Origin of the sequence: Moraxella sp. CTOTU47616 (assembly GCF_032017465.1) — a bacterium.
GTDB lineage: Bacteria > Pseudomonadota > Gammaproteobacteria > Pseudomonadales > Moraxellaceae > Faucicola > Faucicola tetraodonis.
The window spans coordinates 23076-37309 of the sequence record NZ_DALZPU010000007.1 but is presented as its reverse complement, the minus strand read 5'-3'; the positions used below and the strand labels follow the sequence as shown (position 1 = coordinate 37309).

General features: G+C 45.7%; 13 protein-coding genes. 6 read left to right on the top strand and 7 right to left on the bottom strand.

What is annotated here, in order from left to right; genetic code table 11:
- Positions 1 to 39 precede the first annotated feature (39 nt).
- The 4 genes from folK to mazG all read right to left on the bottom strand — a co-directional run bounded on the left by folK (position 40) and on the right by mazG (position 4461).
- Positions 40 to 534 carry a 2-amino-4-hydroxy-6-hydroxymethyldihydropteridine diphosphokinase gene (gene folK, locus RTS10_RS08680; protein WP_219331784.1) on the bottom strand — a complete coding sequence of 165 codons (495 nt, stop codon included), beginning with the start codon at positions 532 to 534 and terminating at the stop codon, positions 40 to 42.
- Entirely contained in the window at positions 531 to 2774 is a 2244-nt protein-coding gene (gene pcnB, locus RTS10_RS08675; protein ID WP_312539993.1) for a polynucleotide adenylyltransferase PcnB, read from the bottom strand. Before pcnB ends, folK begins: the two co-directional genes overlap by 4 nt.
- Positions 2775 to 3016: 242 nt before the next feature.
- Positions 3017 to 3340: a ComEA family DNA-binding protein gene (locus tag RTS10_RS08670; protein ID WP_312539991.1), complete on the bottom strand. Its 324-nt coding sequence runs from the start codon at positions 3338 to 3340 to the stop codon at positions 3017 to 3019.
- A 296-nt stretch (positions 3341 to 3636) separates the two neighbouring features.
- On the bottom strand, positions 3637 to 4461 hold the full coding sequence (mazG, locus tag RTS10_RS08665) for a nucleoside triphosphate pyrophosphohydrolase (protein ID WP_312539990.1): 825 nt from the start codon (positions 4459 to 4461) through the stop codon (positions 3637 to 3639).
- Between the two features lie 327 nt (positions 4462 to 4788).
- Here mazG and RTS10_RS08660 point away from each other — a divergent pair, with 327 nt between their 5' ends.
- Both RTS10_RS08660 and RTS10_RS08655 read left to right on the top strand, forming a co-directional pair.
- A complete protein-coding gene (locus RTS10_RS08660; RefSeq protein ID WP_312539989.1) occupies positions 4789 to 5988 on the top strand; it encodes a nucleotide sugar dehydrogenase in 1200 nt (399 codons plus the stop codon).
- Positions 5989 to 6071: 83 nt separating this feature from the next.
- Positions 6072 to 7526 (top strand): phosphohexomutase domain-containing protein, encoded by a 1455-nt coding sequence (locus tag RTS10_RS08655; RefSeq protein ID WP_312539988.1) that lies wholly within the window; start codon positions 6072 to 6074, stop codon positions 7524 to 7526.
- Between the two features lie 118 nt (positions 7527 to 7644).
- On the opposite strand, the gene RTS10_RS08650 is transcribed toward RTS10_RS08655, so the two are convergent.
- Complete coding sequence (locus RTS10_RS08650) at positions 7645 to 8268, bottom strand: thiol:disulfide interchange protein DsbA/DsbL (protein ID WP_040403627.1); 624 nt, start codon at positions 8266 to 8268, stop codon at positions 7645 to 7647.
- Between the two features lie 523 nt (positions 8269 to 8791).
- Between RTS10_RS08650 and ubiG the strand changes: the two genes are divergently transcribed.
- From ubiG to RTS10_RS08630, 4 genes are all read left to right on the top strand, one after another.
- Positions 8792 to 9526, top strand: coding sequence for a bifunctional 2-polyprenyl-6-hydroxyphenol methylase/3-demethylubiquinol 3-O-methyltransferase UbiG (gene ubiG / locus RTS10_RS08645; protein ID WP_007116237.1), 735 nt, complete (start codon positions 8792 to 8794; stop codon positions 9524 to 9526).
- Positions 9527 to 9566: 40 nt separating this feature from the next.
- The gene (locus tag RTS10_RS08640; protein WP_100274291.1) at positions 9567 to 10289 is read left to right on the top strand and encodes an HAD family hydrolase; all 723 of its coding nucleotides are present in this window, start codon (positions 9567 to 9569) and stop codon (positions 10287 to 10289) included.
- 100 nt (positions 10290 to 10389) lie between these two features.
- A complete protein-coding gene (locus tag RTS10_RS08635; protein WP_062333231.1) occupies positions 10390 to 11160 on the top strand; it encodes a YciK family oxidoreductase in 771 nt (256 codons plus the stop codon).
- Positions 11161 to 11252: 92 nt separating this feature from the next.
- Positions 11253 to 11519, top strand: a complete 267-nt coding sequence (locus RTS10_RS08630) for a DksA/TraR family C4-type zinc finger protein (RefSeq protein WP_050325275.1) — start codon at positions 11253 to 11255, stop codon at positions 11517 to 11519.
- Positions 11520 to 11557: 38 nt separating this feature from the next.
- On the opposite strand, the gene RTS10_RS08625 is transcribed toward RTS10_RS08630, so the two are convergent.
- On the bottom strand, positions 11558 to 13216 hold the full coding sequence (locus RTS10_RS08625; protein ID WP_312539987.1) for a phospholipase D family protein: 1659 nt from the start codon (positions 13214 to 13216) through the stop codon (positions 11558 to 11560).
- Between the two features lie 38 nt (positions 13217 to 13254).
- Positions 13255 to 14160 carry a crotonase/enoyl-CoA hydratase family protein gene (locus tag RTS10_RS08620; RefSeq protein ID WP_312539986.1) on the bottom strand — a complete coding sequence of 302 codons (906 nt, stop codon included), beginning with the start codon at positions 14158 to 14160 and terminating at the stop codon, positions 13255 to 13257.
- Positions 14161 to 14234 lie beyond the last annotated feature (74 nt).

Here is a 14234-nt window from a genome sequence, read left to right as displayed (position 1 = left end):
TTGTTAATTTTTACAAAAATCTATGTTAACTGATATGGGTTAAACTACGGTCAATTTTTCCAAGCCCTGCCACTGTTGACTGGTCGGTAAGTCTGCCAATTTTTGCCCATTTACCATAAGGGTCGGGTCAAGCTCTAGCATCGGAATCAGCACAAAATTACGCGCAAATAAACCCTCATGTGGCACGGTTAAACGTGCATGGTTGATTGTGTCATCGCCATACAACAGTACATCGACATCCAAACTACGTTCACCCCAGTGGCGCAAACGTGTGCGCTTGGCAGCGCTCTCCAAACTTTGGCAAAAATCCAATAAGGCTAAGGGCGCCAAATCGGTATCAACTTTTACCACGGCATTAAAAAAATCGGGCTGGTCGGTGACCCCAAAGGCTTTGGATTGATACAGTGATGATGCTGTAACATTGGCAAAGTGCGGCGATGCGTAAAACGCCGCAATAGCATTGGCAATATGCTGCCTTGGCGTACCAAGCGCGTTTGCGATATTGCCACCCAAACCGATATAGCACGTAATCATGGCTGATGACCGTCGATTTTGACCGCGCGTTTGCGGGTGCGTTTTGGCGCTACCGGTGCCTCGTCCTTCGTCACCGCTTCTGCTGAGATTTTGCTATCAGCAACCGCTTTTTTACGCGTTCGTGGCGCTCGCTTTGGCTTTGGCTGTACCACGCCATTGTCAATCATTGATTCATTGGGTGCCGAGTGCTTGACGGTGTCAGTGTCAGTGCGAATGTCAGTACCAATATCAGTATTGGCATGAGTATGAGTCACCGCCTGATTGTCGGTGCTTTGTCTGACGGGCGTTGGGCTGACAGGTTCGCCACGCAAATCAATAGCAGATGTTGTGATATCCGCTTGCTGGCGTTGCTCCAAAATCGACCAGTTTGAGCTGGGGGTGCGTCGCGCACGTTTGGCAGGTACACTGGCTGCCGATAAATAGGCTTTGTCGCGTTTGCGTGAGCGACTTAGTTGTGAATTATTTGGGTGTGAATCATTTGGGTGTGAACTATTTGGGCGTGCACTTGTCTCAGCATAAGCTGATACCGAATCAGGAACTATCGGCTGGTAAGGGTGGTCATGGTTTTTTGGCGCTATGATTGGCGCTACGATAAGTGACTTAGCGGGTGCCGAGTTGGTGTGGCTGGCAAGCGATAACTGCTGCAGCTGGGCTTTTTCAAGTTGCTGCTGCTGTGTTAGTTTGTGCGCTTTGCTAGATAGCGCGGTATCTTGCAGCAGTTCATGCTCGATTTGGCTATTTGCTGCCAATGGCAAACCACGTCGTTCGCGGCGGCGCTTTCCATGACTCAAATCGCTACCCATGTCTGCCTCATTATCACGCACTGCATCGCTAGTTTGGTAAGCAACACTGTCGTCCTCAAAACTGGTTTGATTGACAATATTCGCAAAGCGCAAACGCACCAATTCAAGGTCAAACTCATCAATCGCTTGTTGCTGCTGTTTGGCACCTAGGGTTTGAAACCACGCCCACCAATGTCCCATGCCGTTGGTACTTTCATCATCAAGCGTAATGGGCACGCCATGTTGTTTGGCAAGCGCTTGGTTTTTGGCTTCCACTTGCTCACGCATCATCAAAAAGTCATAGGCAGCGCGAAAACGCGGGTTTTCAAACAGCTTTTGCAGATTTTTTTTGCGCGGCTGGGCAAGTCTTGGCTGCATGAGCCAAATATCTTTAATAAACTGCTCGGCAAACTTGGGCATGGCCGTGTGCTGGCGCTGCTTGTCCAAGACTTTATTGGCGGCTTGGTTTTGCGCATCGCTAAACGGTGTGTTCTTTTTAAACTTATCCAATAAATACAGATAGTTTTCCCACAAAATAGTCGCATAAAAGAACGCAGGGTTAATGCTTTTACCACTACCTATGCGCCTATCGGTATTTATGGTGACTTGGTTGAGTAGTGGTGTCACGGTTGTTGGTGGATAAAACAACAACTGGGAAAACGCACCATAATCAAATAGCAGCGGTAACATCGGCACCAAGTAGCCGCCTGTAAACATTTTTTGCGTTTCATCGTACAAGCGGTGAGGGGATACTTGCGCCAATAATGCCCAGTTTTGCGCGTTAAATTGTTGGTTTAAGGCATTGTCAAAATCAAACTGCAATTTTGCTTTAAAACGCAGGGCACGTAACAGACGTACAGGGTCTTCTTCCACCCGTTTTTGGGTGTCTCCGAGCAGACGGATGGTGCGGTTTTCAACATCTTTGAGCCCCCCACAAAAATCATAAACGATATCGTCAAATGGCTGATAGTACAGGGCATTGATACTAAAATCGCGGCGCACCACATCTTGATAGATATCACCCCACACATTGTCACGCATAATCATGCCGTCTTCGGTGAGATGATTGTTGTCCTTAGGCGGCGCGCGAAAGGTGGCAACTTCAATCATATCGCGACCAGAATACACATGACACAGCTGAAAACGCCGTCCGATGATGCGGCAGCGTTTGCCAAATACTTCTTTGATTTGGTTGGGGGTGGCGTTGGTCACAGCATCAAAGTCTTTGGGCTTTAAGCCTAACAAGGCATCACGCACCCCACCACCGACGATGTAGGCTTCAAAACCCGCCTGCGTCAGTGTGCTAATCACTTCTTTGATGGAGTTGGGTAAATCAGCTTTGTTTAAGCCCAGTTTTTTGGCATCACGCCGAGCCGACTGTCTATCTAAAATATAATCGGTTGGGATATTGCCAGCAGCGGTTGCCGTGCTAGGTGATTTGCGAGTTTTTTTTGCCATGTATAGTAACCAAAATCCATGAAAACGGCAGAAATTTATTAGCGGTTAGTGTACCAAATTTCTGCCTAACTAGGGATATTAATTCACGGTTACAAAAAATCCAGTGAGCGAAAATATTGTCTACTGATTGATTATCTGTAGGACGTGAGCGCTACAGGATGAGATGGTTTGCTTGCTAGTACAGAATATATAAAAGATGAGAATAGGCTTGTGATGATTGTCAATGCTTTATTGAACTATCATTATTGGGTGGTAATGCGGTGGCGATTTTTATCGACAGTCGCTTTACCGATACCTTTGACGTTGGCTAGGTCATCCGCTGTGGCAAACGGCGCTATCATTTGCCGGTATAAAATAATTTGCTGGGCTTTTTTGGCGCCGATACCATCAAGCTGTGTAAGCTGTGCTTCACTGGCGGTATTGATATTAATCACTTTGGGCGAATTGGCAAGGACATTTGCAGAGGGTTTTGTGGTGCCACCGTTAGTCCCAGTCAAATTTGTCACTGCCAAAAAAGCCTGCTCGGGCGTCAAGGTTGGGGTACATACTTGCGCCTGTGCGGGCATTGCCCATATACTTAGAACTAAAATGGCTAGAACTAAAATGGCAAAAATCGAGCCAACTAATAATCGAAAAATCATTGCTTTAACGGTCAAATCCCTTTTGACTCAGTATACCTTGCCAACGCCTCTGTAACAATCAATCTTGGGCAATAAAAAAGCCAAACTTAGCACAAACTTAGCTAAAAAACTGTTTTAGCAAAAAAATGTACACGGCTTGTAAACAGGGTATTAGCTGTCAATAACACTAGGCCCTAAAACCTAAAACCTAAAACCTAAAACATAGCCCGTGCTCAAATCCCTTATACAAATTTTTCATGCTGTTTTGCCAAATCCCACAAGTTATCCATTTCCTCTAAGCTAGCAGTTTCAGGGGTTTTACCGATTTTAGCGAGCTCATCTTCAATAAAGCCAAAACGAGAGCGAAATTTATGCACGGTGGTCAAAGTCGCTTTTTCGCTATCAATGCCCAGTTTGCGGGCAATGTTGACTAGGGCAAAAAAACAATCCCCCAGTTCTTTTTCTAGCAGCGCTTTTTGCGCAGGTGTCGGTTTTTGACCATCGATTGGTAAGATTTCTTTGAGCTCTGCCACTTCTTCATCCAATTTGTCCACCGCACCCGACACCACATCCCAATCAAAACCGACTTTATTGGCAGTTTTTTGTAGTTCTTGCGCTTGCATCAAAGCTGAGCCTGCCTTGACCGCATCAAGGGTGCGGCGATGGTTTGCCAGTTTACCCTGTTTGGCTTTTTCGGCATTTTCCAAGGCTTTGATTTCATCCCAGCGTTTTTTGACATCTTCATCGGTTTTCAGATTTTCTTTGTCGAACACATGCGGGTGACGGCGAATGAGTTTTTGTTGTAAGGTGAAAATCACCTCACTGATATCAAACTGCTGCTGCTCTTGGTATAAACAAGCGTGAAAAACCACTTGTAGCAGCACATCGCCAAGCTCACCCTTAATGTCGTCAATGTCGCCTGATTGTATGGCTTCGACAAGCTCATAGGTTTCTTCTAGGGCGTAGGGAATGAGGCTATCGTTGGTTTGTTTTTTATCCCAAGGGCAGTCTTGGCGCAGTCGTGCCATTAAGGCAATGAGGTCGGCAAAATTGGAAGTTGGTTGCATCGTTATCTCTAAAGGGTGATTGATAGTAAATGATGAAAAATTCACAATATAATTGACCTAGCTATTTTAGCGCATTTGACATGGCAATCTAAGTCCATTGGTAAGTATTTGCCTTGACAGTCTAGATGCCTAAAATACAGAGGCTTTAAATACAAATACCTAAAACACAGAGGCTGCAAAATAATCGTTGTCATTGCTATGCCATTTTGTCAAACTATAGTGATATTGGCAAAAACTTACCTAATTTAAAAATAAAAGAGATATCAAGGCTAAAAATACGCGACGGTTTCGCTAATTTTTGCTGCGATTTGTAAGGTTCCATCACCCATGATTACAACTATCTTTGTCATTGGGGCAGGCTATGTCGGTCTGTCCAATGCGGTACTTTTAGCCCAGCCCAAACTTGCTAACCAAGTCACCTTGGTCGATATCGACGCCCAAAAGATTGCCCAATTACAACAGCAAGCGTCGCCGATTGACGATGCGTTGATTGCGCAGTTCTTGGCAACCCAGTCACTGAATTTAGCGGCGCAGTTGGTGAGTGAGGCGGATTTTTCAGCCGCAGATTTGGTGATTATTGCCACACCGACCAACTACGATGTCGCCACTGGCAAATTCGATACCTCATCGGTAGAGGCCAGTATCCAAACCGTACGCGCTCACAACGCACAAGTACCGATTGTGATCAAATCGACTGTGCCGATTGGATTTACCCGTGACATGCAGGCAAAATTTGATACGCGTATCTTATTTATGCCGGAGTTTTTGCGGGAAGGCAAAGCGTTATATGACAATCTTCATCCATCACGTATTATCGTTGGCTGTGATATAAACCATGTGCCAGCGCTGCAAGATGTTTGTCACCAATTAATCACCCAATACCAAACTGCCAGCGAACAAACCGACACGCCAAGCCAAATCATGCCGCCCACCGAGGCGGAGGCGGTCAAACTATTTGCCAATAGCTACCTTGCCACACGCATTGCATTTTTTAACGAGTTAGATAGCTTTGCCGAAAGCATGGGGCTTGATAGTGAGTCGATTATCACCGGTGTGAGCTTAGACCCGCGGATTGGCATGCATTACAACAACCCATCATTTGGGTATGGTGGCTATTGTCTACCCAAAGATACTCAACAGCTCAAAGCCAATTATGAAGGGATTCCTGCCAATGTGATTCATGCGGTGGTGGATGCCAACAATACCCGCAAACGCTTTGTTGCCCGTCAAATTATCGCCAAGCAGCCTAATACCGTGGGTGTGTACCGCTTGAGCATGAAAAAAGATGCCGATAACTTTAGAGATTCTGCAATTTTGGACATTATTGAACTGCTCAAACAACATGCCATTGATGTACAAATCTATGAGCCCAGTCTGTCGTCACCGCAGTTTATGGATTGTCCCGTAGTCAATGATTTAGCGAGTTTTTTGGAAACGAGCGATGTGATTGTCGCGAACCGATTACATCCCGAATTAGCGCACGTCGAGGCAAAAGTGTATAGCCGCGATGTGTTTGGTGATAGCTGATCATTGCCAGTGAATAACTGATTGTGAATAATTAACAGTTAATTGAATGACATTCTTAATTCTTAATCCCATGAGCCACGTATATGAATGATTTTTCTCCCATCACAATTTCGTCTTTTAAAGCCTATGACATCCGCGGCGAACTCGGTAAAAATCTTGACGAGGACATCGCCTACCGTATCGGACGTGCTTTCGCCCAATTTTTAAGTGCACCGCTATCAAATCAGCAAAAATCAGCGATTGTGATTGGCTGTGACATTCGCCCCAGTAGTGAAGCCCTGAAAAAAGCCACCATACAAGGTATATTAGATGCAGGCATCGATGTGATTGATTTGGGCATGACAGGCACTGAAGAAGTGTATTTTGCCACCAGCCACTATGGCGCGATTGGCGGTATTGAAGTGACCGCCAGTCACAACCCCATTAATTATAACGGGCTAAAATTGGTGCGTGAACAGTCAAAACCCATTAGCGCGGATACCGGCTTGGCAGACATTCAACAAATCGCAGAAAAAGGCGCGTTCAAAGCGGCAGCCAGTAAAGGCGAGTATCAGTTAAAAGCAGACAAAACCGCCTATATCGACCACCTGATAAGCTATATTGACGTTAACGCGTTACGACCTTTGACAGTGGTCGTCAACTGTGGCAACGGTAGTGCTGCGCCAACGATTGATTTGCTTGAGCAGCGTCTACAAGCTGCCAACGCGCCTATTAATTTTGTCAAAATCAATCATGCGCCCGATGGCAGTTTTCCCAATGGTATTCCCAATCCCATGATTATTGCCAACCGTAAAGTGACAGCAGACAAGCTGTTGGCGGAGAAAGCGGACTTAGCGATAGCGTTTGATGGCGATTTTGACCGCTGTTTTTTCTTTGATGAAAACGCTCGATTCTTGGAAGGCACTTATGTAGTGGGGGTGCTTGCCAAAGCTTTCTTGGATAAAAATCCTGCCGAGGCGATTGTCTATGACCCGCGCAATATCTTAAATACCGAAAGCGTCATCGCGGCGGCCGGTGGCAAAGCGACCATCAGTAAGTCAGGGCATTCTTTTATCAAACAAGTCATGCGTGAAAACAACGCAGTGTATGGCGGTGAGATGTCTGCGCATCATTATTTTCGCGATTTTAACTACTGCGATAGTGGCATGATTCCTTGGTTATTGGTGATTGAGCTGCTATCAAAATCAGGTAAAACAGAGGCGCCAAAAAAACTGTCGCAACTGGTTGATGAGATGATTGCCGCTTTTCCTATCTCAGGTGAGATTAACTTTAAATTAGACGGTATCACTGCGCCTGCGGTGTTGGCAAAACTTGAAGATAGCTACCCACAATTTGATAGCCAAACGGCGACCTTTGATAAACTCGATGGCTTGTCGGTCAATTTTCCACGCTGGCGCTTTAATGTCCGCGCTTCCAACACTGAGCCACTGATTCGTCTCAATGTCGAAGCAAGCGGTGATAAAATGCTATTGGATGAAAAAACCAAACAGCTAGAAAATTGGATTGTGGCACAAGGCGGCACGCCAGCCGACCACTAGGTTTTATTAACTACCATAAAAAAGCCGTTTCAACGTTAATTCATTGAAACGGCTTTTTACTATTTAAGCTAAAACCATCTGGGCTAAAACTATTAATCTTCAGCAAATGGCTGTCGGATTATTTACCACCACGCTCAGCACGGGCTTTATTGATGAGATAGTTAACTACTTGTGGCACTTTACCATCCTCACCCTCCACAACGTATTTGCCATCAACGACAACCGCAGGCACCCCTGACAGTTGGAAGCGCTGCGCCGCATCTTTTGAACGCGCGATACGGGTATTCACCGCAAAAGAATTGTACATGCTGTTAAATTTATTGATATCCACGCCTTTTGATGCGTACCATTGACCGATAGAGGCTTGGTCAAACAATTTTTGGCGGTCTTTTTGAATGGCGTCAAACATCGCTTGGTGGGTTTTGCCTTGATAACCTAATAACTGTGCGGCATAAAAACCGCGCGCGTTTTGTTCCCACACAGGGTTCATCGCAGCTGGCGTCTGCATAAACACCACATCAGCTGGCAATTTTTTTGACCACTGTGCCATGTAAGGTTCTAATTTGTAGCAGTGAGGGCAACCATACCAAAAAAATTCACGAACAATGATTTTATTGCCTTCAATTTTCTCTGGGTTTGCAAGCACCTTATAGTCTTGACCCGCTACAAAATCTGCAGCTTGGGTTGATAAACTGGTCAAGCCGATTGCAGCGGCGATTGCGGTCATTGCTAATTTTTTCATGGTTGCCTCATTAACAGTCAAATCATAGGGTCTAGCACGGCTCATATCTTATAGTATGTTATAGAAAATCGCTTGCTAGCAGGGCTCAAAATACGAAAATACCTGCGCGTTATACTATCATAAATTAAGGACGTGCCTAAGTGTAATACTTTGTAAACTAAAAAAAACTACACTGGTGAAAAAAATAAGCAATATGTTAATTAAATTTTCTAAATAAAAAAGCATACTTTTTTAAGTTTAATTTATCAGTCATATTTAAAGTTGGAAGGTTATGAGATTATGCAGCAATAAGCTACTTTACCCTACAAATTTATTCTACAATTTTACGCTATCAGCCTGCCACATAAATTCTACAGCGAATGGGCTAAAAACTGTTAGAATAAGGCTATTTTTGATGGCAATTGTGGTTAGCAAGCAACCGCATTTCAAAAAACGCGATAACACGCTATTGAAGTAACGCTATTAAAGTAAAAAGTATCGAATTAAAAAAATAGCGAAGTAAAAATCAAACGGAACTATCATCATGACACAACCGAATCTACAGCAAAACGTCGACTTACAAGAAGTACAAAAATTCACCGACCTTGCCAATGAATGGTGGGACAAATCAGGTGCGTTTGCCACACTGCACCAAATCAATCCGCTACGCTTAAACTGGATTGAACAGCAAACCATCGCCCGCCAGCAATCAGGCTTAACAGGCAAAAAAGTGTTAGATGTCGGCTGTGGTGGTGGTATTTTGTCGCATAGCATGGCAGTGCGAGGCGCCACGGTGACGGGTATTGATTTGGGAGAAGCCAACATCAAGGCAGCACAAATCCATGCCGAGCAAACTAGCCAAGCGATTGATTTTGCTTGTGTTGCTGTAGAAGATTTTGCCAAAGCGCACGCTGGTGAGTTTGATGTGGTGACTTGTATGGAAATGCTCGAGCACGTGCCAGACCCACAGTCCATTATCAATGCTTGTTTTACCCTGCTCAAACCCAATGGCGTATTGGTACTATCGACCATCAATCGCAACCCAAAATCCTACCTGTTTGCGGTGATTGGCGCTGAATACTTATTACGCTTGTTGCCACGCGGCACACATGATTATGAAAAATTCATCACCCCAGCCGAGCTAGATCGCTTTGCCCAGCGTGCAGGCTGCAAACGTCAAGATTTAATTGGCTTACATTACAATCCACTTATCAAGCACTATTGGCTGGCACAAAATGTTGACGTTAACTACATGATGGCGGTATATAAGCCTCAGTAGTTGGCTTTACCTAAATATTAATCGTTGATTTGAGCAAAAAATGACTGAAAAATGCCAAGCCGTATTGTTTGACCTTGATGGTACCTTGATTGATACGGCACCTGATTTTATCCGGATTATTAAGGTGATGTGCGCCAAACACCAGCACCCAGCGCCCAGTGATACCGCCATTCGCGAGCAAGTTTCTGCAGGCGCCAGAGCGATGGTCAAGCTAATGTTTGGCGAGCTTGCCGATGTGACTGAGGATGACCCAACCTTGTTGGCTTATCGGCAAGAGTTTTTGGACACCTATGAGGCCGATATCTGTGTCGATAGCCGCTTGTTTGATGGGCTTGATTCGCTGCTAAAAAACTTGGAATCACGTGGTATTGTATGGGGCATTGTCACCAATAAGCCGCGTTATTTGGCGGAAAATTTGTTAGAGAAACTTGAGCTAACTGAGCGCTGTGCGGTACTGGTATGCCCTGATGATGTCAAACATACCAAACCTGACCCAGAGCCCATGTATTTGGCAGTAGCGCGGTTGAACGAACAACTCGGGCGTCAGCTACAGCCTGAAAATTGTGTGTATGTCGGTGACCATATCCGTGACATTCAAGCGGGCAATGCGGCGAATATGCGCACGATTTTGGCAGCTTATGGCTACATTCCCCCTGAAGACCAAGCGGATTTGGGCAGTTGGGGTGCAGATAACATAATCCATAGCGTCGCTGAATTGACCGCTTTGCTGGGCGATTGGACGGATGCTTTAGCGGACACTTAAACAAGCAACTAGGCGCTTGATGCATAGACAAGGTGTTAACAATTTGCCCGATTTTTAGGGAATTTTTTAGCGAGCTTTTGAGAAAAATTTTGAGGAAACTATGACTTTAGCAACCCATGATGATATCCGTAACTTTATCCCACCTGCCGATTGTCTAAAAGGTAAAAATATTTTGGTCACAGGGGCAGGTGATGGCATCGGTAAAGCAGCAGCGCTAAGCTATGCAAAATATGGCGCGACCGTGCTACTACTCGGCAAAACCGCGAGCAAGCTTGAAGCTGTATATGACCTAATTGAAGCAGAAGGCGGTGCACAGCCTGCCATGTTACTGATGAATCTAGAGAGCGCAAGCTACACAGAAATGCAGCAATTGGCGATTTTGATTGAGCGTGAAGTCGGGCATTTAGACGGTGTTTTACACAATGCAGGGTTGCTCGGTGTATTGACCCCACTTGAAATGTATGACCCGATTATTTTTGAGCAAGTGATGAAAGTCAATTTTAATGCCACCTTTACCCTTACCCAAGCTTTGCTACCGCTACTCAAATCTGCGCAAAGTGGCTCAGTGGTGTTTACCTCTAGTAGTGTCGGCAGCCGTCCACGCGCGTTTTGGGGGGCGTATGCGCTGTCAAAATTGGCGGTAGAGGGGATGAGCGATATTTTCACCCAAGAAACCCAAAAAACCACCACCCTGCGCTTTAACTGCATCAATCCCGGTGCCACGCGTACCCAAATGCGGGCTGCTGCCTATCCGAGCGAAAACCCCAACACCTTGCTTGCGCCCGAAGACTTGATGAGTGCGTATGTTGCCTTGATGAGTGATGAAGCGGCAGGTATCAAAGGTCAGGTGATTGATTTACAGCCACAATAAAATGGCGCGATGACGGCGTTAATACGCTATTGAAATTTGATAAAACCACTACCATATTATTATGGTTAACCTATTAAAATCTAAGGAAAAATATGGCAAGTGGTTGGGCTGCGGATGGCGCAGAAAACGAGCAAATTGAAGCGACTATTAATGATGCGATTGAACGGGCAAAACGGGCATTGCCACAGGGTGAGAGTCTAACTCATTGTGAGGAGTGCGATGCCCCAATCCCTGAAGCACGGCGTCTTGCGATGCCTGGGGTGCACTTGTGCGTGCGTTGTCAACAATCGCTAGAACAGCATCAGCAAAAAGTTGAGCTATTTAATCGCCGTGGTAGTAAGGATAGCCAATTGCGCTAAGCACATTGGCTAACGCTACAGTTCATAATAATGACAGCTTATAAAAATTTTTCAAGCGGCAGGTGCGATAGCATCCATACTAATGTACGCTGCCAAGGCTTGGTTTGTGGCTCTTCATCATAGGTGACGATTTGACCGTTCTCGAGCGTTGACCACTGAATATTGTCATCTTTGAGCGACAAGGTGTAGCTGGTTGTTGGCAAGGCTTGCAAAAATTCATTGCGGATTTTGTTGGCAAGTATAGGGTGGGCGATGGCAACGCCAAGTTCGGTATTGGTCAAGGCTGAACGCGGATCAAAGTTGAACGAGCCGATATACACCTTTTCACCATCGCTTTCAAACGTTTTGGCATGCAAGCTGGTGGCAGAGCTTCCCGTCAAGTATGAATCACGCAGATTGTCTTTGATGGCATTGGGCTTTAGTTCATATAGCTTGACCCCAGCTTTGAGTAAGTCTTTGCGGTGTTTGGCATAGCCAGAATGCACCAGCTTGACATCGGTAGCGCTCATGGCATTGGTCAAAATATTCACCGCTACGCCTTTTTTTGCAAGGTTGATAAAATAGTCTTTGCCTTGCTCCGTGGGCACAAAATACGCAGAGATTAAATTGAGTTCACGGCTGATTTTACCTAAGCTTTGGTTGATGTCTAACCCTTGGGTATTGGCTTTGCTACCCAGTTTGTCAGGATTGTCCGTCAATAGCTGGACGCTTGCCCAGTAGAGCGGCAATTTTTGTTTTTTGATTTGGTTGACGAAGTCGATTGCCACCAAGCGCTTTAGATAGTCGTTTTTCAGCTTTAGCACTGGGTCGAGTTGTTGTGATGCGGGTTTATCAGCTTTTTGGGTTTTTGGGGTGAACACTTGGTTTAGGGCAGATGGCTCAGGTTTTTTGACCAAATCGGTGATAGGAAAAGCCAGTTTATGGTTCCAATATTGGTCAAATGCTTGTGACATCTGCGGCACAATATGCCCAACCATCAGCACATCTAGGTCAGAAAATACCATCTCTTGGTTTAAAGAAAAATACTCATCCCCGATATTGCGCCCGCCCGTGATGGTGATTTGGCTATCGGCGGTGATGGATTTATTGTGCATACGATGATTGAGCCGCTCAAAATCGCCCACAAACCCTAGCCAGCGCCACGAGCGAAAACGATTGCGGTTCATCAATCTCACTTCAATATTGGGGTGTTCATTGAGTACCCACAGCGTTGGGTCGAGACCACGGGTATTGTTGTCATCTATTAACAATCGCACGCGCACACCGCGCTCTGCCGCTTCTTTGATGGCTTGAAACATCAGATTGCCAGTGATGTCGTTATTCCAAATATAGTACTGCACATCTAGCGTTTTCTCTGCGGTGCTAATGAGCAGCATACGAGCGGCAAACGCATCCATGCCATCTGGCAAGGGATAAACGCCCGTTTTTTGTGGATTGCTTTTAACCAACTCTGCGATGCCATCGGCCATGCTTTGCGAGCCAAATTGGCGAAAACGGCTGGAGGGCTCATCAGGTGGCATATCGGTTGCCACCGTTTTTTGATGGTCTTTGGTAATGACAGCGGTTTGATAGGTGCTGGATTTGCCCGTGTTGGCAGGCAGACGACCCCACCAGGCGATAAAAAACAAAATCGCCATAGCTACCAAAAATAGGCTGGCTAAAAAAATAAGACGACGTTTGAACAGGGGTCTTAGCATGATGGCACTCACCAAGGTCAATTAAGCCATGGGTTAAATTAGTTAAATTGACGCCCAATAAATTTGACGGTTTCATCCTTGGCTTTTTTGACGGCAAGCTTGCGGTTTTGTCCCAGCAGTAATTTGATTTGCCACAGTTTTTCTTGATACAAGGTTGTTGCAGGCGTGTGATACATGGCATTGATGATGCGTTTGCTCGCCAAGACGGCATCGGGGGAGCGATTACTTAATTCTGTGACCAAATTCTTCGCAACTGCCATTGGCGTGTCGCTTAGATGGCTGACCACACCGTAGTCAAAGGCCTGCTGCCCATCAAAAATCCGTGCCGTCATCGCTAACTCCTTGGCGATGTCCGCGCGTAGCACCCCCATCGCAGACCGGGTCAATCCCATATCCGCTACCAGTCCCCATTTGGCTTCCATAATGGCAAATTGGCAATCCGCTGTGGCGATACGAATATCGGTCGCCAGTGCCAACTGTAGTCCTGCGCCAAGGCAATGTCCATGCAATATACTGATGACAGGCATCGGCAGTTCTCGCCACACAAGGCACACTTTTTGAAATTTACTTTGAAACGGTTTGATAAGCTCCCAAGCGACCTGTTTTAGGTTTTTTGGGTTGTTTAAATCCGCCAAATCAATGCCGGTAGAAAAGCTTTTACCTTCACCTGCCAAAATCACCGCCCGCACGTCCGTCCATGTGGTGAGCAGGTGGGCTAAATCAGTGAGTTTATCCATCAACGCAAAACTTAACGCATTGCGCTTGTCAATCCGTGTCAGCCAAACAATGACGCTATCATCACCGCTAAGTTCCAACCGCACATCGGGCGCAAGGTTATCGTTTGCCGCTTTGATCCGCTGCGCTAAAGACACAGCAGTAGCACGCTGATAAAATGGCAAAAACCCTACACCCGGCAATATTTTTGATACCGACAAAACCGACATATGCATCCTTAAAATTTAACTGTCCCAATAAACTTAAAAAAATGTTGCGAAAACGCAAAGATTTGCAATCATTA